This is a genomic window from Flaviflexus equikiangi (assembly GCF_014069875.1).
GTDB classification, from domain to species: Bacteria; Actinomycetota; Actinomycetes; order Actinomycetales; family Actinomycetaceae; genus Flaviflexus; species Flaviflexus equikiangi.
Window position 1 is genome coordinate 2203882 of record NZ_CP059676.1, and the last position, 24993, is coordinate 2228874.

Below are 24993 nucleotides of genomic sequence, written 5' to 3' on the forward strand. Positions count from 1 at the left end.
CGTAACTACTATCGACCGGTCTTCTCGTAGGTGTCGATGCCGCCGTCGTGGCCTTCCATGAACGCATCGACTTCAGCCTTTGTCGCGCGAAGGTTCGGATCGTTCTTCAGATAGTGGCGGGTCTCGCGGGCGATCAGGCCCGACATGACGATGAGTCCGATGAGGTTCGGCAGCGCCATGAGGCCGTTCATGACGTCCGCGAAGCTCCATACGAGAGACAGGGACGTCGTGGCACCCACGTAGACGATGAGGCAGAAGATGACACGGTAGGGCATGACGCCGCGCCGTCCCACGAGACGCTCGACGCATCGCTCACCGTAGTAGCACCAGCCGAGCAGGGTTGAGAACGCGAACAGTGCGAGAGCGATCGTCACGATCCAGTGGCCCCACTCGCCCGGCAGCCCGGTCGAGAAACCCTCACCGGTCGCATAGGCGGCATCATCCTCGCTGACAGCCCACGCCCCCGTCGTGATGAGGACAAGAGCCGTGCAGGTGACGACGATGATCGTGTCGATGAAGGTCTGAGTCATCGAGACCAGTCCCTGACGGACAGGGTGGGTGGTCTTCGCGGCGGCCGCCGCGATCGCGGCCGACCCCATGCCGGATTCGTTGGAGAAGATACCGCGGGCCATGCCGAACCGGATCGCCTGCGCGATCGTCGCCCCGATGAAGCCGCCGGTCGCGGCTGTTCCCGTGAACGCATCCGTGAAGATCAGGCCGAAGGCGGACGGCAGGTTGCCGATGTTGACGATGAGGATCCAGATCGATGCGACGACGTAGAGCAGAATCATGATCGGGACGAGAGCGGACGTCACTTTGCCGATGGACTTGATGCCGCCGATGAGGACGGCGAAGGCTCCGAGCATGAGGACGAGGCCGATGATCCACGTGTCGATTCCCCACGAGGAGCCGACATTGCGGGCGATCGCGTTGGCCTGCGTCATGTTGCCGATACCGAAGGACGCGATGACGGCGAACACGGCGAAGGAGATGGCCAGGACTTTGCCGATCGAGATGCCGCCGACTTTGATGGTGATGCCGCGCTCGAGATAGTACTGGGGTCCGCCGGACACCTCCCCAGCATCATCCTTCGTCCGGTACCTGACAGCGAGGAAGGCTTCCGAATACTTCGATGCCATGCCGAGAATGCCGGTCACCCACATCCAGAACACGGCACCTGGACCGCCGAGGGCGATAGCGGTCGCGACGCCCACAATGTTGCCGGTGCCCACCGTGGCCGCGAGCGCGGTCGTCAACGCCTGGAACTGGGAGACATCGCCGTCATCCGCATCCGCATCCTTGCGGTCCTTGAGCCCGAGACGGAGGGCTGGCCCGAGCTTCGTGAACTGGATGCCTCGCAGGCGCACGGTCAGAAGCAGGCCCGTGATCGCGAGAAGGGGAATGAGGACGAAGGGTCCCCAGATGATTCCGCCTATCGTGTCGAGGAATGATGCGATCGATTCTTCCAGTTCTTTCATTGCACGCTCCTAGGGTCGGCCGCCAGAACTCACCGTTTTCCGGAGCCCACGAGGCCTCCGCGAGTTCTATAGTGTGACACGGTACATGAGACCTAAGTCGCATAAGAGCATTTCTGGGAATTTGCTCGAAAGTCTGCGATCAGTCGCGCCGATAGCCCCGATAGCTGTCCGTGCGGGCCGGGATCCAGGCGATAACGGCAAGGATGAGGATAGCGCCCGAGAGGGCGAAGGCATACGAGTAGCCGAGCCGGTCGGCGATGAAACCGGCGAGGAGGGGGCCGATGATCTGACCCAGATCCCCCGCCATCTGGAACGTCGACACGACCTTGCCGCCCGCCCTGCCATCGAGGACGTCCGCAACGGCGCCCTGTTCGCCGGGCTGGATGAGGCCCGCCCCCAGGCCCGTCACGAACGCGACCGCCACGAGGATGGCCGGATTGTCGAGATTCCCGAAGATCATCGTCGTCGCGCCAGACAGGACAAGACCGGGCACGATGACCCTCATGCGGCCGTAGCGATCCGACCAGCTGCCGGCCACGAGAAGGGCGAGCGCCGTCCCCAGGGCACCTGCCGTCAGTGCGGCACCGGACACCCACTCGCCATACCCCATCGCAACACCCGTCGCGAGAGGAATCATGGTCAGCCGCACACCCATGTTCGTCCACGCGTGCGAGAAGCCCGTGACAAGGACAGCCCGGTACGTCGGTGAGGAGACCGCTTCCCGCACCGTCATCGGCTCCGCCGCCACATCGTCAGCATCGTGAGTCCTGTCGGGTTCGGGGAGCCAGATGAGGATGACGACGAAGGAGACCATGAGGGTGCCCGCATAGATGAAGAACGGCAGCCTCATGCCCCACACGGCAAGCAGCGATCCGAGAGAGGGGCCGAGAATATTCCCCAGCAGGAACGCGGAGCCGTAGAGCGACGAGGCCCGCCCGCGCTGCCCGGGAGGCGACAGCTTGATGATGAGAGACATGGCGGACACAGAGAAGACGATGGAGCCGATGCCGCCGATGCCGCGAAGGACAAGGAGCTGGCTGTAGCTCTGCGCGAAGCCGCTCGCGGCGGACGACAGGGCAACGATCAGAAGCCCCGTCATGTACATCTTCCGCTCCCCGAACATGTCGATGAGCTTGCCGCCGGGCGTTGCGAACACCAGCCTCATCCCCGCGAAGACTGACGTGAGCGCACTCGCGGCCATGACCGACACGTCGAAGGAGCGCGCGAACTGGGGGATGATGGGGGCAACGATGCCGTAGCCGAGGGCTACCGCGAGTGCGGCGGCGACGAGCACCCAGATCTCTCTCGGCATCTCACCCGTTCTTTTCACGTATCCTCCGCTCAGTCCGGCCACATTCTACGGCCTATGCCGATACACTCCCACCATGGTGACCCCTCACACACGTGCCGCTCTTGCGGGCCGTTCCGGTCCGCTTGCCGTTCTCGACCTCGATGCCGCGGACCGCAATGCGGCAGCCCTCGTGGAGCGTGCCTCGGGCCTGCCGCTCCGTGTCGCGTCGAAGTCGATCCGCGTCCCCGCTCTGCTCCGCAGGCTCCTGGACACACCTGGCTATCGGGGGATACTCGCCTATTCCCTGCCTGAGGCTCTCAACCTGGTAGTAGAGGGCTTCACCGACATTGTTGTCGCCTACCCGACGGCAGACCGCGCCGCCCTTGAGACGCTGGCCCGCTCTCGAGCGGCACTCGAGCAGGTCACTCTCATGGTCGACTCGGCGGAGCATGTCACGGCTCTCGGCTCGCTCTCCCCGCGCCAGCCCTTCCGCATCTGCCTCGACATCGACGCCTCCCTGCGCCTGCCCGGCGGCATTCATATCGGGCCGAGGCGCTCCCCCATCCACACCGTCGAGGACGCTGTCCGCGTGACAACGAGTATCCTTGCCCTCCCCACGGTCCGCCTGGCCGGGCTCATGTGTTACGAGGGGCATGTTGCCGGGGTGGGGAATGCGTCCCGGTCGCTGCGGGGCATGCTGGTGCGGTGGATGCAGGGGATGGCGGTGCGGGATCTGCGCGAGAGGCGCACCGCTATCGTTGCCGCTGTCGGGGAGCTGGCTGAGCTGGAGTTCGTCAACGGGGGCGGGACCGGTTCCCTCGAAACCTCTGCCGCTGAGGGCTCTCTCACCGAGATCGCCGCCGGGTCCGGCATCTACTCCCCCGCACTGTTCGATCACTACCGTCACTTCTGCCACGAGCCGGCCCTCTTCCTTGCCTCCCCTGTCGTCCGCCATCCAGCACCGGGATGGGCAACGGTCTTCACGGGCGGCTGGATCGCGTCAGGCCCGGCAGGTGCAGACCGACTGCCCGTCGTCGACTGGCCACACGGCCTCGCCTACTCCCCCACGGAGGGACCGGGGGAGGTCCAGACACCCCTGCGCGGGAGTGCCGCAGACCAGCTCGCCCTGGGAGACCTCGTGTTCTTCCGTCCCGCCAAGGCAGGGGAACCTCTCGACCACTTCCCCTCGATCGCCGTCGTGTCCGACGGTGTCCTCATCGACGAGTGGGACACCTACCGGGGACTGGGGTGGGCGGCATGAGAACGAACTGGGCCCGCACCGTCCGCTTCTCACCCACAGCATTCAGACAGCCGCTTAGCATCGCGCAGGTGCAGGAGATCCTCGATCAGCCGGGAAAGGTCCGGGTCATCGGCGCCGGCCACTCGTTCACACCCGTCGCGGCAACGGACGGAACCCTGATCAACCTCGACCGTCTCAGCGGCCTCGTCCGCGTTGACAGGGTCTCGCACCGGGCCAGGTTCCTCGGTGGCACCCGGCTGCGAGATATCCCAGCCCTTCTCGCCCCGTACGGTCTCGCCCTCCCCAACCAGGGTGACGTCAATCCGCAGTCCATTGCCGGAGCGATATCAACCGGCACCCACGGCACGGGCCTCGGCTTCACCGGGTTCTCCGGCATGGTCACCGGCGTGAGCGTGCTGGGCGCTGACGGTCGCCTCCGCACCGTCGACGACACTGATCCCGACATGGGCTTCCACCGGCTGCATCTCGGTCTTCTTGGGATCATCGTCGAGGTGGAGCTCCAATGCGTGCCCGCGTTCGATCTCATCGCCCAAGAAGAATCCCTGGCCTGGGATGATGCCGTCGAGACGATCATCGACCGTGCCGGGAAACACGATCACGTCGAGTTCTACTGGTTTCCCCACACCTCGGCCGTCCTCCTGAAGACGAACACGCGTGTCCCGCTCGGGGAGGCCACTCCCGAGGAGCTTGCCACCATCGGCCCCCGCAACCGGCTCGAGCATGTGCTGACCGAGGAGGTGCTGGACAACGGGGCGCTCTGGTTGGCGTGCGAGATCGGTTCGCGCTTCCCCTCGGCCGTTCCGGCGATCAACAGGGCGGCAACCCGCCTCGCATCGGGCCGCAGCTATCGCGCCCCCGCCCACGAGGTCTTCGTGTCCCCGCGCCGGGTCCGGTTCCGGGAGATGGAGTACGGAGTTCCCCTCGAGGAGGGGCCGAGGGTTCTGCGGAACATCCGCTCCCTCATCGACCGCAGCGGGTGGCGAGTATCGTTCCCCCTCGAGGTGCGGATATCGGCGGGAGACGACGTGCCGCTCTCGACCGCGTACGGCAGGCCGACCATGTATATCGCCGTCCACCGCTATATCGCAGACCCGTACCGGGACTATTTCGCGGGGGTCGAAGAGATTGTGGCGGGCGCGGGCGGGCGGCCCCACTGGGGCAAGCTGCACCGGCTCTCCTACCGAGATCTTGCCTCCCGATATGATCGGTTCGACGAGTTCGCGGTCGCCGTCCGCGAAGCAGATCCGCAGCGGCGCTTCACCAACCCCTACCTCGACCGCCTGCTGTCAGATAACTCCCAGGCTTAGGTAACTCGATCCACAGGCAACGCTCGTACTGTGACGGACATGGAGAGCAACGAGCACGGCCCAGCAACCGACACACCCGGTGAACTGCACTCGTCCACCATCAACTACCGCGTCCTCACGTCGGTGCGATCGTATTCCGAAGCACAGCATCACGTGGACACGCTGTCCGATGCTGGCTTCCCCGTGGAGAACATTCGCATCGTCGGCATCGGCCTCGAGATGGTGGAGCAGGTGACGGGACGCCGCACCACCTGGACATCCGCCTGGCAGGGCGCCGTGTCCGGAGCGTGGATGGGTATCTTCTTCGGGCTCCTCTTCTCACTCTTCGCGCCTGTCATCCCCTGGCAGGTCATCCTCACCGCCATCGCCCTCGGCCTCGTCTTCGGCGCCGTCTCAGGAGCATTCGTGCACGTCCTCCAGGGCGGCAAGCGAGACTTCTCCTCGGTGGCCACGACCCGAGCCTCACACTACGAAATCCACGTAGTCGCGGGACTGATGGAGGATGCGTCCCGCATCCTCCGTCTCCCCTCATAGCCGGCCCTGACCAGCGGCCGAGGCGGTCGGTGTCCGGGTTTTGTGCCTCCTTCCCGGACACCGGCCGCCAACCGTATACGCTTAGACCATGGCACAGCCGCATTTCTCTCAGCCCGCGCCCCTCACGAAGATGGCGGACGGGACGATCAAGCAGATCAATCCTTTCTCGGGGACAGAGGTGTGGACCGTACCGGGGCGCGCCAACCGGCCCCTCACTCTCGCCAACCCACATCCTCAGCCGATCAACCAGGACGATCACGGGCACCATTGCGCATTCTGCACGCAGCGGGTTCTCGACAGTCCGCCCGAGAAGTCCCGCATCGTCGCCACCGAGAACGGCGCGAAGATCGTCGAGTCGAGCTCGGTCGATGACTTGGCCACGCCGTGGGAGTTCCGCCGGATTCCGAACCTGTTCGAGATCGTCTCCTTCGACTATTGGACGAAGAACTACGGATATTCGCTGCCGCAGGATGCTGCGCTTCGCCGCGACAAATACCTGTCCGATCCTGCCGGGAAATCCCATATCCTCAACGTTCTCCAGGCGAAGGCACTCGCCTCCGGCATGACTCGCGAGGAGTGGATCCGGATTCCCGAAAGCGAACGCCTCGAGGGTGCGAACGCGTTCTTCGGCGGCGGGCACGATGTCATCGTGGCGAAACGCCACTTCGTGGAGGGTGCAACGATGGACAACCAGCTCGCGTCCTCCGGGACGCTGACGCCGGCAGAACACGAGTGGTACATGCGGCTGACGATCGACGCGATGAGGGACCTGTATGCCTCCAACAGGTACGTGCGCTACGTGCAGGCGTTCCAGAACTGGCTGAAGCCCGCCGGTGCATCGTTCGATCACCTGCACAAACAGCTTGTCGCCATCGACCAGCGGTCGGTGAATGCGGAGATGGAGGTGGCGAAAGTACGCTCCAATCCGAACATGTACAACGAGCTCGGGGTGGATTATGCAGGGTTCCAGAACCTCGTCATCGCCGAGAACCGCCATGCTGTCGCCTTTGCCGGATTCGGCCACCGCTACCCCACCCTCGAGGTGTATTCGAAGTCTGCAGAACCGCTGCCGTGGGAGCAGTCGCACGATGAGCAGCGCGGCATGTCCGACCTCCTCCACGCCCTGCACGTGGCCACCGGGGCACAGGTCGCCACGAACGAGGAATGGCATCACAAGCCCATCGATGTCGACATGCCGATGCCGTGGCGGATCCTCCTCAAATGGCGGGTATCCACCTTGGCCGGTTTCGAAGGCGGCACGAAGATCTACGTCAACACGATCGATCCGTGGACGCTGCGAGACAGGATCGTGCCGCGCCTGCTCGAGGCTCGAGCCCAGGGCGAGATCGCATCGACCATCCAGATCGCAACCGAATGCGCATGCAAGGTCAACTCTCTGCGCTACAACCCCTACCTATAAGACGTTTCCCGACGATGATCGTCCGGGAGTCCGGTGCTGGCTGAGACCGCCGTGATCCGCTGCGGTCTCGAGACTGGCTCTACTGGCGGTAGTCCTGCCACAGGAACGGTGTGATGCGGTCGCAGAATCCCGTGAGGGCGGGCAGGAGAACATCCACATCGGCCGCTTCGAGCCTGCCGTCCGCATAGACCGTGATCCAGCCGGGCTTGAGCAGGTAGCTGACCCGGATCGGCATCAGCCATTCCTGCATGGTGGGCGTCAGCACGGCGGACACGAAGCGGGGATCCTCCCCTGTCACGATCCAGGCCCGATTGAACTCTTCCCACTCCGTTTTCAGGTCACGGTTGAAGATGTTCTTGAGGAATCCTTCGCGCTCGAGTCTCATCCGGGGGGCGGAGAGCGGAATCGGCATGGTGACAACCTTGCGGCGCACCGTCTCGGAGCTCTGGTTCTCGCCGCTGCCGTGGTGTTCGGTCCATTGGGCCGTGCCAGCATAGAACACGCCCCGATCAGTCGTGCCCTCGAAGACACCGACGAAGGCCCGGCCGGACCTTTCGCCGCCCACGTCGGAGACGACCTGGCGTGCCATCCCCGGCATCTTCGCCTGATACGACCATCCGCGTTCGGCCGCCAGTGCCCTGTTCCGCTCATGCCTCTTCCTATTGAAGACTCCGGTCGTCACCGCGACGGCGACGATGATGAGCAGGACAAGGCCGAAAGGCCAGAAGAAATCGATCGTCATGACACCGTCCTCGCGCGGATGGGCACCGCTCCGACCAGGATAGGCAGAAGATCGCCGGTCTCGCCACCGTCTAGACTGGTGCCGTGACACCAGATCGCCCACCACTCCAGGCTTCGTTCCCCAGCCCCCATGTCATCGCCCACCGTGGCGGGGCCGGGCTCGGGCCAGAGAACACGCTCGTTGCGTTCGAACGTGGGGCGAGAGTGTCCCACATGCTCGAGACGGACGTGCAGATCACTGCCGATGGCGTGGCTGTGGCCTTCCACGATGACACGCTCGATCGGGTGACCACGCTCTCGGGCGAGATCCGCTCCTACACGTACGCGGAGCTGCGCACCGCTCACGTCCGCGGGCCCGACGACATCGGATACATTCCCACGATCGCCGAGGTTCTCGATGCTTTCCCCGATGCCTCGTGGGCGATCGATGTCAAACATGCCGATTCGATCGAGCCGCTGGCCGAGAGCATCCGCCGAACGAACAGTGCGGGGCGCGTGTGTGTCGCGCACGCATGGGAACCATGGCTGGAGAGGATCCGTGACCTGACGGGCCCGGACCTGCAGCGGAGCACGGGGTGGCGGGAACTCGCGGCGCTCGTCTCCGCCGCACGGGCGGGATCCCGCCCTCCCACATGGATCCCGACCGGCACCTGGGTCCATGTCGGTTGGCGCCCCGGCGGGATCCCCCTCATGGAGTCCCCGATCCTGGCAGAGCGTCTCATCGCCATGAGTCACGATCTGGGGCTCGGCGTGCGGGTATGGACCATCAACGATCCTCAACACATGGTGCGGCTGTGGGATGAGGGAGCGGACGGGATCTTCACGGACCGCCCCGATCTGGCCTCCGCTCTCATCCAAGGGGAGTGAATCGCAGCCGCACGCTCTCGCCGCTCGCTTCGCCGGGGATCAGCACCTCGGCAGGCAGCGACAGTCTCGTCCCCTCCGCAGTGGACGAGAGGACGGGAGCATCGAGGATGGTGGCGGACCCGAGGAACTCTGTCACGCGGGGCGTGACCGGACGATGGATGAGCTCCTCTGGCACACCGACCTGAAGGAGCCTCCCCCGATCCATGATTCCCACCCTGTCGGCCACGGTGAACGCCTCATCGTGGTCGTGGGTGACGTAGATGGCTGTCGCGCCGGCCGCCTTGAGGATCCTCCGGAGGTCTCGGGAGAGGCGTTCTCGCAGGACACGGTCGAGGGCTGACAGCGGCTCGTCCAACAGGAGGACGCGGGGTTTGGGGGCGAGTGAGCGTGCCAGCGCGACGCGCTGCGCCTGCCCGCCGGAGAGCGTTGTCACCGGCCGCTGCGCCATGCCCGCCAAACCGACCAGGTCGAGCATGTCCTCGACCCTGGCAGAGATCTCCGCCTTCGGCTGTCCTTTCAGGCCGTAGGCGATGTTCCCGCCCACCGTCGTGTGGGTGAAGAGCTGAGCATCCTGGAAGACCATCCCGATCGCCCGCTCATGGACCGGCACCCCCGCCATGTTCACGCCATCGACCATGATCTGCCCCGAGGCGGGCTCGAGGCCGACGATGCCGCGCAGGAGGGACGATTTCCCGCATCCAGACGGGCCCAAGAGGGCGATGATCTCCCCGGCGGCAACATCCAGGTCCACCCCATCGACCGCCCGGAGCGGGCCATAGCTGATCGACAGGTCCTTCAATGTCATCATCGGGTGTCCTTCCGTGCAGCCTCAGCGGCCGCCATGATCGATGCGGCGAGGAGTGCGAGCACAACCGCCCCCGCCATCGCCATCCCATAGTTGCTTTCGCCCGGCCGTCCGAGAAGCCGGACGATCATGACGGGCAGGGTCTGATTGTCCGGTCGAGCCAGGAATGATGTCGCCCCGAACTCCCCCAGTGACGTCGCATAGGCGAAGCCGACGGCCACGCCCAGCCCCCTCAACAGGAACGGACCGTCGATCGTGGCCAGCACCCGCCACGGGGACGCTCCGAGAGTGGCGGCCGCTTCCCTGCGGCCGGGTGCTATCGCGGACAGTGTCGGAGTGAGGGAGCGGACGACGAGTGGCAGTGCGACGACAGCCTGGGCGATGGGAACGAGGAGCGGCGAGTTTCGCAGGTCGAGCGGGGGCGAGTCGAGGGCGATGGAGAAGCCGAAGCCGACGGTGACGGCACTGACGCCGAGCGGCAGCAGGATCGCCCCCGCCAGGACCGACTGCCCTGCCGCTGCCGGGCCGCGCACGGAGCGGGACAGGACAAGGGCGAGCGGTATGCCGATGATGAGGGAGAGAACGGTGGCGATCAGTCCGATTCTCAGCGAGTTCCCGATCGCTTCCACGACGGTCGCCCCACCGGCGAAACCCGTGCCGGATGTTCGGAGCAGACGATAGTTCTCCAGCCCCCACCCGTCTCCCACACGGAAGGAGCGGGCGATGAGGGAGAGGAGCGGGGCGGCGATGAGGGTGAGGATTGTCAGGGCCGTGATCCCTGCCGGAATGACGTCCCCTTTCGTGAGCGGGGTCGTGTGATGGTTGCGGAGATTGAGCCTGCCGACCCTGCTGCTCAGACGCTCGCTCACGAGCAGCGTGGCGATGACGATGACGATCTGCAGGAGCGAGAGGATTGCGGCCGTCCGATTGTCGAGCAGGCTCGTCGACTGCCGCCAGATCTCCGTCTCGAGCGTCCCGTAACCGGGAGAGCCGAGCGTCCGCACCAAGCCGTAGCTCGTCGAGCAGAACAGGAAGACGATTGCCCCGGAGGAGGCGATTGCGGGAGCAAGCTGGGGAAGGGTGACAGTGAGGAAGGCCCGCCGGGGGGATGCGCCGAGCGTGCGGGCGGCCTGCACGGCCTGCGGATCGAGAGACTGCCACATGCTTCCCACGGTTCGCACCACGACCGCATAGTTGAAGAAGACGAGGGCGAGAATCACGGCGGTGATCGTCTGGTCGAGGCCGAGAAACTCGAGGGTTCCGCCCCTGCCGAGGAGGGACCGGAAGGCCACGCCGACAACGACGGTGGGGAGCACGAACGGGATCGTGGCAAGCGCGCGGGCCGCCTTCTGGAAGGGGAAGGAGCAGCGGTAGAGAATGTAGGCGCCCGGCACGCCGACGAGGATCGCCCCGATCGTTCCGAGGGCGGCCTGGACGAGTGTCTGTCCCGTGACGAGCCACGTCCGCCGGCTTGTCATCACCTCGACCATTCCCTCGAGGTCGAACCCGCCGTCCCAGATCCCCCGCCACAGCATCGTCCCCGTGGGGTAGAGGAAGAAGACGGCAAGGAACGCCACGGGCAGGATAACCGCGGCGGTCCATGCCGTCCTCCAGGCTGTCATCGCAGCTGCGCGAACCGCTCGAGAAGATCGCGCCGATCGAGCTGGCTCGGATCGACCCTGATCGCCGCATCGGACAGCTCCGCAACCTGCTGCCAAGCATCCGGCAGCTCCACCTCGTCGTTCACGGGATACATGTACATGTTCTCCGGAATGGTCGACTGCACGTCATCGCTCAGCATGAAGTCGATAAAAGCTTGGGCACCCTCGGGATTGGCCGCGTTCTCGACAACCCCCGCGTATTCGACCTGGCGGACACACGTATCGGGCAGGTAGCTCGTGCCTTCGGCCGCGGCCGGGCTTGAGGAATAGGACAGGACGAGCGGGTAGGGTCCATTGCCGTCAGCTCCGGAGAAGTCCGCATAGTACGCATCGGACCAGCCGCTCGAGACGCGGGCCCCGCCCTCGAGGAGCCCAGCCCAATACTCCTCCCACTCATCGCCGTACGCGGTGGCGGTGGCCGCGAGGAACGCGTACCCGGGGGAGGACGTCTCCGGGTCGATGACGGCAAGAAGCGACGCATATTCCGTCAGATCGTCGAGCGTGACGGGCGGGGTCATCCCCTCGTCCTCGAACCAGGCCGTGTCGATGTTGATGCAGACGTCACCCTGGTCGATGGGTGTCAGGCTCTCATCGACGACGAGGTCCGCCGCGGATTCGGGCAGCAGGGGCGACGTGTAGGGCGCGAGGAGGCCCTCGTCGAGGACGGTGCGGACAATAAAGGTATCGATGCCGAACACGCCGTCTGCCTGCGGGTTGTCTCGGTTGAGGATGAGCTGGTTGACGAGCACACCACCATCGCCGGGTGCGATCGTGCGGAGCGTGTACCCGCTCTCCTCTTCGAATGCTGCGATCTGGTCCTCGCTCAACACGAACGAGTCGTGCGTGAGGATCGTGACGGTCTGTTCTTCGTCGGCGCTCCCGCAGGCCCCGAGAAAGGCCACCACAGCAAGGCTTACCGTCAGCTTCTTCATGAAACCTCCATGTCTGGAGGGGAAAGACCCCTGCCCATGTGGGCAGGGGTCTGAGAGATGTCCCGACTTCCTTCGCCGGTGCTAACCGGAGCAGGTTCGAGGGTCTGCATGTTCATGCACTCTCAGCGTTGTCAACGCTCCCCTGTCGTAGAACCCATCCTAGCCGAAGGTCGGTCTACCTTTCGACTGACTTCGCGGCGCGGCCGTACACGTCGCTCGCCTTCTTCATCACAAGGTTCCTGATGATCGTGTTCGTGGCGGCGGCGACAACCGAGAAGACGACCGCTTCGACGAGGTTCGATTCGAAGTCGTCCTCATCGGGAGCGTTGTGGCCGGTTGCGAACTGCCAGCCGTATTCGACGATCTTCTTCGCCGCAAGACCGGCGACAAGACCTCCGCCCGTGCTGATGATCTTCCATCCAATGTCCATGCCTCGTCCTTTCGGGTTGTTGGCTACGTGGATTGTGTTGTGCCAGGTCCCAGTTTCCCACCGACTCGCGTCGAGTCAAGGTCTTCGCCCAGCTCGTCGACAACAAGATCGGACGGAACGATCCCGCCCGTGCGGTATCCCGCCCGGCCGATCATGTGCGCAGAGATGGGTGCGGTGATGAGCTGGAAGGCCACGACAAGGCCCGCGGTCCACACGAGCGTCGCGTCGCGGACGATGAGGGACATCCCCACCATCGCCAAGATGAGCCCCAAAACTTGGGGTTTCGTCGCAGCATGCTGGCGTGACAGAAGGTCCGTGAAGCGCAGGACGGCAATCGCGGCGATCAGTGTCAGCCCACATCCCGCGATCAGGAACGCCCCGCCGAGAACGGTCAAGATGCTATCCAGCATGGTCCACCTCCCCAGCATCGTCCCGATCAGGGTCGTGCACGGCATCATCGTCATCGTTGCGGATCCGTTCATCCGCCAGGATCTTCGCAACCTCCTCCTTCGTGAGGATGCGCTTGTCGGCCGTCGGTTCGTGCGCCACGAAGCGCGCGATCGTCGTCGAACCGATGAAGCCGACGATCGCGAGGACGACGAGGACGGGGAGGAGATCGGTGCGTCCGGTGAGGGCCGAGATCACGGCGACGGCTCCGAGGATGACGGACGTGAGGAGATCGACGCCGACCATGCGGTCGAGCATCGAGGGTCCCTTGGAGACGCGGATGATGACGGCGATAGCGGAGAGGAACAGGAGCAGTCCGCACACCCAGGCAACGATCGTCATGACTGGTCTCCCGCCGCTGGAGCATAGGGGACGGGAAGCCGCTCTCCCATGCGCCACCCGGGCACGAACCCAGCATCGATCAGCTGGTCCTGGGACGCGAAGGCGCGCAGAATGCGCTCTTCCTGTTTGAGCACGGCCTCGTGGGCGGCTTCCAGTCCACCCGCAAGGTCGATATCGAACACGTGAATGTAGAGCGTGCCGCTGGCGGAATGAGCGTCGACGATGACGGAGCCGGGGACGAGGGACGTGAGGCCCGCGGTCGTTGTCAGGAACACGTCCGAGTGCGCTCTCGTCTGGACACGGATCACCGCTCCCCGGGGGTGCTTCTTCCTCAGCGCATAGGACGCGATCTGCACCGATGCCTTGAGGACATCGAAGAGGAAGACGAACACGAGCCGGGCGAGAGCGATGGGACGGAAACGACCATCGAACGTCGCTGTCGGCAGGGGCGTGATCGTGGTGAGGAGAAGTGCGAGCAGGAAGCCGGCGACAATGTTGCCGGTCGTCACGTCGCCCCACAGCAGCACCCACACGATCGTGAGCCAGATCAGCATCCCGGCGGAGGCATGCGGGAAACGCCCCGGCCGGAACGTTGCCCGGCGGATCGAGAGTCTTGCATTCGATTCAGTCACTCGTCAACCTCCTCTGCCGGTACTGTCGTGACGTCTTCCAACTCGTCCGCCACGTCCGGATCCGTCTCATCCTCGGACGTGCCCGTGCCCCGGTTGCCGTCGGGAAGGACGGCGACGATGTAGGGGCCGCGCCGCTCGAGATCAATGGCGGCCCTTTCAGCATACGAGTAGATCGGGCCCGCGAAGAGCGCAATTCCGAGCGACATGACCACGAGGGAACCGGCCGCGCCATACATCCCGACCGGGATCGACGTGTACTCGAGCTCTTCCTCCGGCTCCTGCCAGAATGCCAGGTTCCAGGCCCGCAGCACCGCGTACAGGGTGAGGAGGGAGGTGACGAGACCCGCGCCGATCATCCACCAGTCGATCGCCTGCCCGGACTGGGCGGAGGCAGAGATCAGTCCGACCTTGCCGAGGAAGCCGGTCATGGGTGGGATTCCCGCCAGGCCGAGAGCAGGAATGAGATAGAGGGCCGCGATCACGGGAGCCGACTTCGCGAGGGAGCCCAGCTTCTGCAGGGATGTCGACCCGCCGTGCCGCTCGATGAGGCCGGCCACGAGGAACAGGGCTGTCTGGACCGTGATGTGGTGGATCACGTAGAAGATCGTGGCCGCAAGGCCGACCTCCGTGGAGACGGAGATGCCCCAGATCATGAACCCGATGTGGGAGACGAGCGTGAAGGACAGCATACGTTTGATATCGCGCTGCGTGACGGCACCGAGAATGCCGACCACCATCGTCAAGATCGCCGCCACGCTCAACACATCATCGAGCCTGCCCTGCGGGAAGAGCAGAACCTGGGTGCGGATGATCGCATAGACGCCGACCTTCGTCAGGAGGCCTGCGAACACGGCTGTCACGGGGGCCGGTGCCGTCGGGTACGAGTCCGGCAGCCAGGCGTGAAGCGGGAACAGTGCGGCCTTGATCCCGAAGGCGACGAGGAGCATCGCCTGCAGGGCGAGGCTCACGCCCGGATCGATCTCCTGCAGCCGAGTCGCGAGCTGGGCGAAGTTCAGCGTTCCCGTCGCCGCATACGTCATGACGATGGCGATGAGGAAGACGATCGAGGACAGCATCGATACGACGACATAGACGGTGCCGGAGCGGATACGGGCCCTCGTGCCGCCCATGGTGATGAGGACGAAGGACGCGGCGAGAAGGATCTCGAAGCCGACGAACAGATTGAACAGGTCGCCCGTCAGGAACGCATTCGACACGCCCGCGGACAGGATGAGATAGGCGGGGTGATAGACAGCCGTGGGGGCGGCCTCCTCACCGTCCTCCACGCCCTGGGCGAGCGAATAGATGAGAACGGCAAGGGTGACGGCGACAGAGACGAGGAGCATGAGTGCGGAGAGCCTGTCGGCCACGAGGGTGATGCCGACAGGGGCCGCCCATTCGCCCACATCGAAGACCAGAGGGCCGCTGTTGACGATAAAGACGAGGGCCGTCGCAACCGCGAGAGAGATCGACAGGATCGTCACCGAGATCAGCCACTGCACCCTCCGGAAGTTCGAGAAGGCAAGGGTGACGCCGGCGCCGAGGAGCGGCAGGACGACGGGAATAGCGACAAGCCAGCTCACTTCACATCACCCTCGGGGAAGGAATCAAATTCGTCCTCAGTCTCGTCGAACGTTTCCGCGACAGCGTCATCGATCTGGTTCTGCTCATCCCTGACAAGACGCTCATCGCGTTCAGCCATAACCGCCAGCCTCTTATCCTCAAGGTCGTCCTGGACCTCATCGTTGCCATCCAACTGCCACGACCGGTAGGCGAGAGCCAACATGAAGGCCGTCGTTCCCATCGTGATGACGATCGCGGTCAGCATCATCGCCTGCGTGAGAGGATCCGACATCTCGTTCGGATCGGCCTGCCCCACGATCGGCGGGGCACCCGCCCGCCCGCCCGCGATGAGGAAGGCGATGTTGACGCCGTTGGCGAGACAGGAGAAGCCGAGGACGATGCGGGAGAGGGATCGTTCCAGGACGAGATAGACGCCGACGGCGACGAGCACGGCACAGAGGACGACGAGAGCGAGTGACGGGGACGTATCGATCATCATGAGAGGGACTCCCTTGCCTCGCGAGATGTCACAGCTTCCTTTCGACGGTCCGCTTGGGGCGTGGGGGTGACGGAACCATCATCATCGAGACCCTCGACCTCGCCGTGGCGATCAACCTCCGCGCCCAGGGACCGCAGGATCTCGAGCACGAGCCCGAAGACGACGAGGTAGACGCCGATATCGAAGACGATGACGGTCGTGAACTTGACCTCCCCGAACACGGGCAGCAGGAACTCGAACTTTGCGCTCTGCAGGGTGGATCCGCCCAGCACGATCGGGAACAGGCCCGACACTGTCGCGGTCGTCAGCCCCGCACCCATGAGCACACCGGGATGGACGGGCATGGCAGCCCCGAGCTCGTACCGTCCGCCCGCGAGATAGCGCAGGGTGAGGGCGATGCCGGCAAGGAGACCGCCAGCGAAACCGCCTCCCGGCAGGTTGTGGCCCGAGAACAAGAGGAAGAGGGAACCGATGAGCATCGTGTGATAGACGAGCCTCGTGCCCACCTCGAAGATGACGGACCGGCGTTGAGGCGCCAGCGTGCTCGCACCCGGCAGCCACCGCTGGTTCCTTCCCGGTGCACGCACCTGGTAATCGCCCAGATGGTTGGCGCCCCGCTGGACGAGAACGCGGCCCCTCTCGTCATCCTCTCCCCTGCGCCACACCCGGTACTTCGTGTTCGGCTTGGCAATGTTGCGGAGCGGATCGATCCTGCCCTTGCGATCTCGAATGAAGAGGAGGGACGCGACGCCGATCGCGCAGGAGACGACGACGGAGATCTCGCCGAGAGTATCCCAGGCGCGAATATCGACGAGCGTCACGTTGACGATGTTCTGGCCGTACCCGAAGTCGTAGGCTTCGCTCGCGAAGTCGGCAGAGACGGGGACGTGGATGCGGGCATTGGCGGAGAAGAACGCGAACGCACCGACGCACAGGCCGACGACCACGCCGAGACCCGCCCTGAACCACCGCGACGTCGCCATCGGCCGGTTGGAGAAGTAGGAGGGAAGGCGTCGGAGGACGAGCACGAACACGACAAGGGTGATCGTCTCGACAAGGACCTGGGTGAGAGCCAAATCCGGGGCGCCGTGCAGTTCGTAGATGAGAGCCACGCAGTAGCCGGAGATGCTGAGAAGAAGGACCGCCTTGAGGCGCCGGCGCGCACGAGCGGCAAGGATTGCGGCCCCGCAGGCGATGATGACGACGGGGATCTGGGCCACGGAGTCATACCAGCGGTAGTTCATCTCGACCGCTGTGCCGCCGAAGACAAGAGAAAGAGTGCCGGCGAGCGCTGCCGTGGACAGAATGGCTGTCAAGTACATGGGCTGGGAACCGGTCTGGGCACGTGCCGTCACGTCGCTCGCCACGTTCTCGAGCCCCACGATCATGCGGCGGTATGTTCCCTCCGCGGAGAACGGTATCGACAGCTTCCGCTGGGCGGCCTCGAACGGCACGCGGGCGATAAAGAGCAGGACACCGGCAACGATGATGAGGATCGTCATGACGACCGGCAGACCGAATCCTGCCCAGAGGGTCAGATGTCCCGGCTCGCCGGGGCTCAAGTCCGCATGCCCGCGAAGGAGGGACTCCCACCAGGAGGGGACGAGGCCGAGCAGGAGGGAGGCTCCCGCCAAGAGCACGGGGGGCGTGAGGATGATGCCGGAACGATTCTTCAGCTCTGTCGGTTCAACGCCGGGCTTGCTTGCGAAGCAGCCCCACCAGAACCGCAGGCCGTAGGCGAGAGTGAGGACCGAGCCGAGGACGATCACCCAGGCGACAACCATGTCCATTCCATCGCCGTAGGTGAGCGCATGGAGGGCGGCTTCCTTCGCGACGAACCCTGCAAAGGGTGGGATGCCGGCCATGGAGAGGACGGCGATGCCGGCGGCGGTGGCTAGGATGGGGCGGCGGCGTCCCACCCCGCTCAGTTCACGCAGGTCACGCGTGCCGGTCATCCAGTCGACTATGCCGACACAGAGGAACAGGCAGGACTTGAACAGTGCGTGGGAGGTGAGAACGGCAAGACCTGCCAGGGCAACGCCCGCGTTGCCGTACCCGACGAGCACCATCATGAAGCCCAGCTGGGAGACCGTGCCGTAGGCGAGGACGAGTTTCGTGTCGTTCTGGCGCAGTGCCCGGTAGCCTCCCAACACCATGGTGAACAGCCCGGCGGGAATGATCGTCCACTGCCAGGCCGTGATGTCGGCGAACCCGGGGGCGAGACGGGCAACAAGATAGATGCCGGCCTTCACCATCGCCGCCGCGTGAAGATAGGCCGAGGTCGGTGTCGGTGCCGCCATCGCCGCCGGCAGCCAGAAGTGGAAGGGGAAGATCGCGGACTTCGAGAGCGCACCGAGGAGGATGAGAACGATCGCCGTTCCCACATAGCCGGTGCTCGCGCCCTCAGTCAGTCCGGACGAGCCTGCCTCGACGAGCTGGGTGAGGGAATAGGATCCGCCCGGCCGTTCACCGAGGAGAATGATGCCGCCCAGCATGGCCAGGCCGCCCGCTGTCGTGACGATGATGGCTTCCATGGCGGCACGGCGCGATGCTCGACGGTCGCGATAGTGGCCGATGAGGAGGAAGGAGAAGACCGTTGTCAGCTCCCACATCGTGTACATGATGAGAGTGTTGTCGGTCGTCACGAGGCCGAACATGGCGCCGGCGAAGGCCACGAAGAAGGCCGCGAATCGGCCGAGGCCGCTCGCCTTGCGAGAGAAGTAGCGTGTCGAATAGATGAGGACGAGTGCGCCGATGCCGGTGACGAGCAGCGCCATGATCCACGACAGCGTGTCGAGGCGGAAATCTCCCGCCAAGCCGAGTTCCGGAACCCACGTCAACGTCTGCTGCGGGTACTCCCCGTTCAGCACGTCCGGGCCCTGGGCGGCTGTCCACACGAAGCCAGCGAGAGGGACGAGAGCGGCGACAAAGAAGCCCTGCCGACCCAGCCACCTCATCACTACAGGCATTGCAAGAGCAACCACCACGAAAGCAATGAGTAACTGAATCATTCACACTCCCCCTGATAGTCCACCTACAACTTTAACCGACCGCTCACCTCAGCCGTAGCCAGACCTTCACACTTCTTTAACAACGGGAGCGATTCAGGCTAATTTGGGAGGAGACGATTTCTCTCCGAAAGGCCGCCGTGCTTCCCTCCTGGTCACTCCCTCTCGCCGGTCTGATCTCCCTTGCCTGCGCCGCCGTCTTCACGAACGGCCTGTGGCGGATCATCACAGTCGCCCGCATGGGAACCCCCGCGCCCGGTCGCCTCCGCCCGGTCGGCCCGCGCCTTCGCCGCGTCGTGACAGAGATCCTCAATCACGAGAATTTTCAGCACAGGCCCTGGATCCGCGTCGCACACTGGTGCGTCATGATCTCCTTCCCCATCCTGGCGTTCACCCTGGTCACGGCGTTCTTCCAGTTGACGGACCCGGGGTGGGCGATGCCGGGACTGGGCTCGTTCGCGCCCTGGAACTGGCTCGTCGAGTTCTTCGCATGGGCGGGACTGATCGGCGGCATCTTCCTCACGGCGGTGCGCACATCGACCGGCCGTTCAGCCGGCTCCCGCACCACCCTCGAATCGGGCGATGAGTTCCCGGCAACATCACGCTTCTTCGGCTCCGTGCACTGGCAGGCACGCTACGTCGAGTTCACGATCATCGGAGTCGTGGCCTGCGTCCTCATCATCCGGGGCGCCGAATATGCGTATTTGGCTGACAGCGAACCAGCATCCTGGGTGCAGTTTCCGACGACGGCCTGGATAGGCGCGCTCCTCGGCGGCCTGTCCCAAGACACACTCGGGTGGATCATCACCGGCTCCGCCATCGTCAAGCTGGCACTCTCCCTCTCCTGGCTCGTCGTCATCGGGCTCGTGCCATCCATGGGCGTGGCCTGGCATCGTTTCCTCGCGATCGTCAACGTCTATGCGCAGACGAATCCGGATGGCAGGCCCGCACTCGGCCCCCTGCCTGAGCTGTACGTCGATGGTCGGCCGCTGCGCATGGACACCGTCGAGGACCTCGACGAGGACGCCACACTCGGCTATGGGACAGTCTCCGATATCTCCTGGAAGGGCCTCCTCGACACGGCAACATGCACGGAGTGCGGACGGTGCCAAGATCTCTGCCCTGCCTGGAACTCGAACAAGCCGCTCTCTCCGAAACTCCTTGTCACGACACTGCGCGATCACGCCTTCGCATCAGCACCCTTCGCGAAGGCTGCGGCAAGCATGGAAGACGTCCACAGCGGAGACGTTCTCGGGGCACTCCTCGAGGCGGGCGCTCTCGGCGACAATCCAGACCGCGGCCCGGATGCCCCGCTGATGCCGAACGTCATCACTCCCGACGTCCTGTGGGCATGCACCATGTGTGGCGCGTGCGTGGACCAGTGCCCGGTCGATATCGAACAGATCGATCTCGTCATCGGGCTCCGCAGGCATCAGGTCCTCATGGAATCCGCCTTCCCCTCAGAGCTGGGCAAGATGTTCACGGGACTGGAGAACAAGGGAAACCCGTGGGGGCTCAATCCTCGCAAGCGTCTCGACTGGGCGAAAAACCTCGACTTCGACGTGCCCCAGGTGGGCGTTGACATGGAATCAGCGGCCGACGTCGACTACCTCTTCTGGGTCGGCTGCGCCGGAGCATACGACGATCGCGCGAAGAAGACTTCCGCTGCGGTCGCCGAACTCCTCCACACCGCCGGCGTCTCTTTCGCTGTGCTCGGGGATGGGGAATCCTGCACGGGCGATCCCGCCCGGCGGGCAGGGAACGAAGTACTCTTCCAGATGTTGGCGGAACAGAACATCGACACTCTCAACGAGGTGGGAGCGACGAATATCGTGGTGTCCTGCGCGCACTGCTTCAACACGATCGCGAAGGAATACCCCGATCTTGGGGGGCACTACACCGTCGTTCACCACACTCAGCTCCTCAACCGTCTCGTCCGGGACGGCAGGCTGACACCGGTGGCACCCTCCCCCGAGGAGCGGAAGACCATCACCTTCCACGATCCGTGCTTCCTCGGCCGGCACAACAACATCTACAGCCCGCCCCGTGAACTCCTCGGAGACGTGCGGGAGATGGAGCTGAACCGCGAGCGCGCCATGTGCTGCGGCGCGGGGGGCGCTCACGCCTTCTTCGAGGACAAGAACGGCACATCGATCTCTGGAATGAGGACACGGCAAGCGGTGGCGACAGGTGCGGACGTCATCGCCACCGCATGTCCGTTCTGCACGACGATGCTGACCGATGGTGCCCGGAGCGAGAATGCGGACATCGAGGTCAAGGATGTGTCACTCCTGCTCCTCGAGGGCGTCAAGCGCGGCCAGCGGGGTCAGGACTAAGCAGCGACCGGCTCCTCAGAACCTCTCCGATTGGGCGAGGCAGGAACCTGCTTGCCCCTCGCTGCGGCCCCCGCAGGTCGCCGCGAGCGCCTCATAGTCAGAATCTATCTGAGCCCGCCACCACACGCGGTCGCATTCGACAAAGTTCCCGGCCTCGCACGATTCGAGGAAAGCGTCGAGCATGAGGCTGTCTCCGGGGCCGAATGGATAGTCCTCCGGCTCTTCGCTCTGGCATGTGCCGAATGCTTCCATTCCCGATCCGCCGCACGAGCTCCCGACCTCCTCGTAGAAGGAGCCGAGAGGGGAACCGCGATAGAGATCATCGCAGGCCAGCATGTCTCCGTTCTCGCACCAGAAGACGAACATGTCGAGCATCTCGCTGTCTCCCGCGTTCATCGCCCCCGACTGCAGTCCCTCGCAGAATCCGTAGCCATCGATTCCGATATCGCCGCACGTACCGCCGAACTCTTCATATCCCGAGTATTCTCCGGATGCCCAATAGAGGTCATCGCATGCGGCGTAGTCTCCTGCCGCGCACGCATCCCACAAAGCGTCGAGCACCGCATTGTCGCCGTAGCCGAAGACAACCTCTGGCGTCGTCGGCTCGTCCGTCGGTTCCACCGTCGGAGGAACCGTCGGTTCCTCTGTCGGTTCCTCCGACGCGTCAGTGGTCTCGACAGTGGGCTCAGGTTCAACGACCTCGGTGGTTTCGTCCGTCTCCACATCGTCGTCGCCTCCCAGTATTCCCAGGGCGAAGAGAACTCCGATCGTGACTCCGGCAGCGACAAGGAGCCCGAGTATCACCCACACGAAGGCGGGGATACCCTTCTTGGGGGGCTGACCGTAGGGCGGATAACCCCCTGGCGGATAGTCACCAGTAGGCGGATAACCCCCTGGCGGATAGTCACCAGCTGGCGGGTAACCACCACCGGGTGGATAGTTGCCGGTTGGCGGGTAGGCCTGAGGAAAAGAACCAGGCTGGTCGTGGAACTGGGAGTTGTTCGTGCCCCCAGGAGCACCATTGTTGTCCGACATTGCGTACCTCCTTGAGATGGACTGCGAATGCCCCATCGCATCCGCCGTCATAGTCCATTATCCCACGCGTGGCACGCTGTCAACGATCAAAGGTCACGTTAACGGCGTTAACATGACCTTCGATCGCTATTCGTGAGGTTTAAAAATCTCCGCTCTCGGACCTCATCTCACATGTACCGGCAGCACCCTCGGTGCGGCCGCCGCAGGATTCCGCGAACGTTTCATATTCGGAACCGATGGGGGAGCTCCACCACAGTTCGTCACAGTCGGCGAAGCCGCCCGCCTCGCACGAGTCCCACAGAGCATCCAGGTCGGCATCATCGCCATAGGAGAGCGCCGACTCATCAGACTCGGAGCTGCACGTGCCGTAGGCGGCGTCGGTTGTTCCGCCGCAGGTGTTGCCAAACTCTTCGTACTCCGTGTCGAATCCAGAGACGTAGTAGAGCTCGTCGCAGTCGGCGAGACTGCCCGCCTCGCACGAGTCCCACAGAGCATCGAGCTCAGCACTGTCGCCGTAGCGTGCCGGTTCTCCGGGCGCGGGTACAGGATCATCGGACTCGTCTGATGGCTCGACCGACTGCTCGACAGCCGTGCTCGAGGGCTCTTGTTCATCGGAGGAACTCAACACGCCTGTCGCGAAGAGGATTCCGACAACGATGGCGATGAGCAGGATGACGCCGAGGACGATCCACGCGATGAGCGGTCCCTTGCCCTTGCTGGGGGGCTGACCATAGCCTCCGCCGTACGGCGGGTAACCTCCGCCGTTCTCGTAGCCTCCATAGGATGGTGGGTAGCCTCCCGGGGCACCGTCCTGCGGGTAGGCGCCCTGGCCGTAGGCCGGCTGCCCATACTGTTGGCCGTACTGCTGGCCGTAGCCCTCCTGGCCATACGCCGGCTGACCGTACTGCTGGGGATATCCGCCCTGCACGTAGCCGCCCTGCGGATATGTCTGCCCATCAGCCGCATAGCCGGGCTGGTACGCACTCGTCTCCTGTGCCGACCACGCGCCCGGCTGCTGGTAGCCGAACGGTCCCGTCTGCTGGCCCTGCCACTGCGCTGTCTGCTGATAGTCAGCCTGCTGATAGTCGGGGTTGGCCGGTTGGGCATTCCACCCGTGCTCGCCGGCGGCCTGTTCTGGAGACACACCGGATTGCTCGGGCGGAACGCCGTTCTCGCCCTCGGGGCGCCGTCCTTCGTTGTTCTCTGACATGTAACCACTTCCTTCATGCGGGCACTGTGGGCGCCAACATCTGCCACTTGACTGCCAGGATACATGTCGGGCACACGAGAAACCGCACCTCAGAGCCAATGGCGGGACTCTCGGGGAGACCTTCCCACATCGGGAGACTCTGAGCAGACACACCGAATCTCGCGGTTGAACCTGCCTGCTCGGGCATACTGGCCTCACGTGCCGTTCACCGGTGCGGGTGTCGAACCGGAGGCTCAGTCTGTGAACGTTGTCATCGTCAGCGCACCCCTCTTCACCCTGATCCTCCTCGGCTATCTCGCCACACGGCTGCGCCTCCTCCCCACGTCCGCCCTGCCCGGGCTCAACACGTATGTTCTCTATTTCGCCATCACAGCCATGCTGTTCCAGTTCGGCTCGCAGACGCCCCTGTCGAATCTCGTCAACCCCTGGACCGCCATCGTCTGGCTCGCGGCCACCACCATCATCCTGTGCCTCGGCATCTTCCCGGGGCTTCGGGCAGGGCTGGGCTGGCGGGATGCGTCTTTTGCGGGACTGTCGACAGCCTCCCCGAACATGGGGTTCATGGGCATCCTCCTCATCGTCACCCTCCTCGGCCCCGCGGCCGTTGGCCCGCTCATGCCGATCATGATCGTCGACATTCTCGCCGTCCAATCCATCGTGATCGCTCTCGCCCACCGCGGTTCCCGCGGCTCCCCCACCCTCGCACTGGCACTGCGCGGAGTTCTCGCCAATCCGATGCTGTGGGCGATCGTGCTCGGAGTCGCCTGGGGCGCTGGAGGGATCAACATGCCGGGGGTGATCGCCGAGACGATCAGCCTCCTGGCGGATTCCGCGACACCGGTTGCACTCGTCACGATCGGGGCAGTCCTCGCCCGCGAACAGCAACGTGCACGAACGGGCCAGCAGTCCGTCACGAGGTCCTCTATTGCCTGGCTGACGGCCGTGAAGCTCGTCGCTCTCCCCGCCGCGGTGTGGTTGATCGGAGCGGGCGCGATGGCGGCGGGCGCTCCGCTTGGTGGGGACGAGCTGACCGTCCTCACCATTATCGCAGCACTGCCCACGGCCGCCAACACGTCGATCTTGGCGGAGCGATTCGGTGCCAATAATGCGATTGTCGCCTCCGTGATCCTAGCCTCGACAGTCCTCGGCTTCATCACCTTCAACACGATTGCGGCCATGACACTCGCCTAGAAT

General features: G+C 64.5%; 22 protein-coding genes and 1 riboswitch. Of the genes, 7 read left to right on the top strand and 15 right to left on the bottom strand.

What is annotated here, in order from left to right:
- Window positions 1-8: 8 nt before the first annotated feature.
- Complete coding sequence (locus tag H2O75_RS10080) at window positions 9-1478, bottom strand: alanine/glycine:cation symporter family protein (RefSeq protein ID WP_220462732.1); 1470 nt, start codon at window positions 1476-1478, stop codon at window positions 9-11.
- 139 nt (window positions 1479-1617) lie between these two features.
- The gene (locus H2O75_RS10085; RefSeq protein ID WP_220462733.1) at window positions 1618-2808 is read right to left on the bottom strand and encodes an MFS transporter; all 1191 of its coding nucleotides are present in this window, start codon (window positions 2806-2808) and stop codon (window positions 1618-1620) included.
- 55 nt (window positions 2809-2863) lie between these two features.
- Between H2O75_RS10085 and H2O75_RS10090 the strand changes: the two genes are divergently transcribed.
- From H2O75_RS10090 to H2O75_RS10105, 4 genes are all read left to right on the top strand, one after another.
- Complete coding sequence (locus H2O75_RS10090; RefSeq protein ID WP_182171600.1) at window positions 2864-4030, top strand: alanine racemase; 1167 nt, start codon at window positions 2864-2866, stop codon at window positions 4028-4030.
- Window positions 4027-5337 (top strand): D-arabinono-1,4-lactone oxidase, encoded by a 1311-nt coding sequence (locus H2O75_RS10095; protein WP_182171602.1) that lies wholly within the window; start codon window positions 4027-4029, stop codon window positions 5335-5337. Before H2O75_RS10090 ends, H2O75_RS10095 begins: the two co-directional genes overlap by 4 nt.
- 39 nt (window positions 5338-5376) lie before the next feature.
- A complete protein-coding gene (locus H2O75_RS10100) occupies window positions 5377-5871 on the top strand; it encodes a general stress protein (protein ID WP_182171604.1) in 495 nt (164 codons plus the stop codon).
- An 88-nt stretch (window positions 5872-5959) separates the two neighbouring features.
- Complete coding sequence (locus H2O75_RS10105) at window positions 5960-7291, top strand: DUF4921 family protein (RefSeq protein WP_182171606.1); 1332 nt, start codon at window positions 5960-5962, stop codon at window positions 7289-7291.
- Between the two features lie 79 nt (window positions 7292-7370).
- Here H2O75_RS10105 and H2O75_RS10110 read toward each other — a convergent pair whose 3' ends face one another.
- Window positions 7371-8033: a hypothetical protein gene (locus tag H2O75_RS10110; protein WP_182171609.1), complete on the bottom strand. Its 663-nt coding sequence runs from the start codon at window positions 8031-8033 to the stop codon at window positions 7371-7373.
- A gap of 83 nt (window positions 8034-8116) precedes the next feature.
- On the opposite strand from H2O75_RS10110, the gene H2O75_RS10115 reads away from it, so the two are divergent.
- Window positions 8117-8899 carry a glycerophosphodiester phosphodiesterase family protein gene (locus H2O75_RS10115; protein WP_182171612.1) on the top strand — a complete coding sequence of 261 codons (783 nt, stop codon included), beginning with the start codon at window positions 8117-8119 and terminating at the stop codon, window positions 8897-8899.
- Here H2O75_RS10115 and H2O75_RS10120 read toward each other — a convergent pair.
- The 10 genes from H2O75_RS10120 to H2O75_RS10165 all read right to left on the bottom strand — a co-directional run bounded on the left by H2O75_RS10120 (window position 8883) and on the right by H2O75_RS10165 (window position 19221).
- The gene (locus tag H2O75_RS10120; protein WP_182171615.1) at window positions 8883-9707 is read right to left on the bottom strand and encodes an ABC transporter ATP-binding protein; all 825 of its coding nucleotides are present in this window, start codon (window positions 9705-9707) and stop codon (window positions 8883-8885) included. The genes H2O75_RS10115 and H2O75_RS10120 overlap by 17 nt on opposite strands.
- Window positions 9704-11326 carry an ABC transporter permease gene (locus H2O75_RS10125; RefSeq protein ID WP_182171618.1) on the bottom strand — a complete coding sequence of 541 codons (1623 nt, stop codon included), beginning with the start codon at window positions 11324-11326 and terminating at the stop codon, window positions 9704-9706. The genes H2O75_RS10120 and H2O75_RS10125 overlap by 4 nt, the downstream gene beginning before the upstream one ends.
- Window positions 11323-12297: a thiamine ABC transporter substrate-binding protein gene (locus H2O75_RS10130; RefSeq protein ID WP_182171621.1), complete on the bottom strand. Its 975-nt coding sequence runs from the start codon at window positions 12295-12297 to the stop codon at window positions 11323-11325. The genes H2O75_RS10125 and H2O75_RS10130 overlap by 4 nt, the downstream gene beginning before the upstream one ends.
- Window positions 12298-12347: 50 nt before the next feature.
- Window positions 12348-12451: riboswitch (TPP riboswitch) on the bottom strand.
- A gap of 21 nt (window positions 12452-12472) precedes the next feature.
- Window positions 12473-12727, bottom strand: a complete 255-nt coding sequence (locus H2O75_RS10135) for a DUF4235 domain-containing protein (protein ID WP_182171624.1) — start codon at window positions 12725-12727, stop codon at window positions 12473-12475.
- A 23-nt stretch (window positions 12728-12750) separates the two neighbouring features.
- Window positions 12751-13137, bottom strand: coding sequence for a monovalent cation/H(+) antiporter subunit G (gene mnhG / locus H2O75_RS10140; protein ID WP_182171627.1), 387 nt, complete (start codon window positions 13135-13137; stop codon window positions 12751-12753).
- A complete protein-coding gene (locus H2O75_RS10145; protein WP_182171630.1) occupies window positions 13127-13516 on the bottom strand; it encodes an MrpF/PhaF family protein in 390 nt (129 codons plus the stop codon). Before H2O75_RS10145 ends, mnhG begins: the two co-directional genes overlap by 11 nt.
- Entirely contained in the window at window positions 13513-14148 is a 636-nt protein-coding gene (locus H2O75_RS10150) for a Na+/H+ antiporter subunit E (protein WP_259365252.1), read from the bottom strand. The genes H2O75_RS10145 and H2O75_RS10150 overlap by 4 nt, the downstream gene beginning before the upstream one ends.
- On the bottom strand, window positions 14145-15731 hold the full coding sequence (locus H2O75_RS10155) for a Na+/H+ antiporter subunit D (protein ID WP_182171633.1): 1587 nt from the start codon (window positions 15729-15731) through the stop codon (window positions 14145-14147). Before H2O75_RS10155 ends, H2O75_RS10150 begins: the two co-directional genes overlap by 4 nt.
- A complete protein-coding gene (locus H2O75_RS10160; RefSeq protein ID WP_240161868.1) occupies window positions 15728-16210 on the bottom strand; it encodes a Na(+)/H(+) antiporter subunit C in 483 nt (160 codons plus the stop codon). The genes H2O75_RS10155 and H2O75_RS10160 overlap by 4 nt, the downstream gene beginning before the upstream one ends.
- Window positions 16207-19221, bottom strand: coding sequence for a Na+/H+ antiporter subunit A (locus H2O75_RS10165; RefSeq protein WP_182171636.1), 3015 nt, complete (start codon window positions 19219-19221; stop codon window positions 16207-16209). The genes H2O75_RS10160 and H2O75_RS10165 overlap by 4 nt, the downstream gene beginning before the upstream one ends.
- A gap of 137 nt (window positions 19222-19358) precedes the next feature.
- On the opposite strand from H2O75_RS10165, the gene H2O75_RS10170 reads away from it, so the two are divergent.
- Window positions 19359-21554 (top strand): (Fe-S)-binding protein, encoded by a 2196-nt coding sequence (locus tag H2O75_RS10170; protein WP_259365253.1) that lies wholly within the window; start codon window positions 19359-19361, stop codon window positions 21552-21554.
- Window positions 21555-21569: 15 nt separating this feature from the next.
- Here H2O75_RS10170 and H2O75_RS10175 read toward each other — a convergent pair whose 3' ends face one another.
- Window positions 21570-22589, bottom strand: a complete 1020-nt coding sequence (locus H2O75_RS10175) for a hypothetical protein (RefSeq protein WP_182175295.1) — start codon at window positions 22587-22589, stop codon at window positions 21570-21572.
- Between the two features lie 139 nt (window positions 22590-22728).
- Window positions 22729-23799: a flagellar basal body-associated FliL family protein gene (locus tag H2O75_RS10180; RefSeq protein ID WP_182171639.1), complete on the bottom strand. Its 1071-nt coding sequence runs from the start codon at window positions 23797-23799 to the stop codon at window positions 22729-22731.
- Window positions 23800-23997: 198 nt separating this feature from the next.
- On the opposite strand from H2O75_RS10180, the gene H2O75_RS10185 reads away from it, so the two are divergent.
- Entirely contained in the window at window positions 23998-24990 is a 993-nt protein-coding gene (locus H2O75_RS10185) for an AEC family transporter (RefSeq protein WP_220462734.1), read from the top strand.
- The last annotated feature ends 3 nt before the right edge of the window (window positions 24991-24993 follow it).

Excerpts from the sequence above, each read along its gene's own strand:
- H2O75_RS10080 (WP_220462732.1), bottom strand. The coding sequence starts at position 1,478 with ATGAAAGAACTGGAAGAATCGATCGCATCATTCCTCGACACGATAGGC.
- H2O75_RS10090 (WP_182171600.1), top strand. The coding sequence starts at position 2,864 with ATGGTGACCCCTCACACACGTGCCGCTCTTGCGGGCCGTTCCGGTCCG.
- H2O75_RS10095 (WP_182171602.1), top strand. The coding sequence starts at position 4,027 with ATGAGAACGAACTGGGCCCGCACCGTCCGCTTCTCACCCACAGCATTC.
- H2O75_RS10100 (WP_182171604.1), top strand. The coding sequence starts at position 5,377 with ATGGAGAGCAACGAGCACGGCCCAGCAACCGACACACCCGGTGAACTG.
- H2O75_RS10105 (WP_182171606.1), top strand. The coding sequence starts at position 5,960 with ATGGCACAGCCGCATTTCTCTCAGCCCGCGCCCCTCACGAAGATGGCG.
- H2O75_RS10110 (WP_182171609.1), bottom strand. The coding sequence starts at position 8,033 with ATGACGATCGATTTCTTCTGGCCTTTCGGCCTTGTCCTGCTCATCATC.
- H2O75_RS10120 (WP_182171615.1), bottom strand. The coding sequence starts at position 9,707 with ATGATGACATTGAAGGACCTGTCGATCAGCTATGGCCCGCTCCGGGCG.
- H2O75_RS10125 (WP_182171618.1), bottom strand. The coding sequence starts at position 11,326 with ATGACAGCCTGGAGGACGGCATGGACCGCCGCGGTTATCCTGCCCGTG.
- H2O75_RS10130 (WP_182171621.1), bottom strand. The coding sequence starts at position 12,297 with ATGAAGAAGCTGACGGTAAGCCTTGCTGTGGTGGCCTTTCTCGGGGCC.
- H2O75_RS10135 (WP_182171624.1), bottom strand. The coding sequence starts at position 12,727 with ATGGACATTGGATGGAAGATCATCAGCACGGGCGGAGGTCTTGTCGCC.
- mnhG (WP_182171627.1), bottom strand. The coding sequence starts at position 13,137 with ATGCTGGATAGCATCTTGACCGTTCTCGGCGGGGCGTTCCTGATCGCG.
- H2O75_RS10145 (WP_182171630.1), bottom strand. The coding sequence starts at position 13,516 with ATGACGATCGTTGCCTGGGTGTGCGGACTGCTCCTGTTCCTCTCCGCT.
- H2O75_RS10160 (WP_240161868.1), bottom strand. The coding sequence starts at position 16,210 with ATGATGATCGATACGTCCCCGTCACTCGCTCTCGTCGTCCTCTGTGCC.
- H2O75_RS10165 (WP_182171636.1), bottom strand. The coding sequence starts at position 19,221 with ATGATTCAGTTACTCATTGCTTTCGTGGTGGTTGCTCTTGCAATGCCT.
- H2O75_RS10175 (WP_182175295.1), bottom strand. The coding sequence starts at position 22,589 with ATGTCGGACAACAATGGTGCTCCTGGGGGCACGAACAACTCCCAGTTC.
- H2O75_RS10180 (WP_182171639.1), bottom strand. The coding sequence starts at position 23,799 with ATGTCAGAGAACAACGAAGGACGGCGCCCCGAGGGCGAGAACGGCGTT.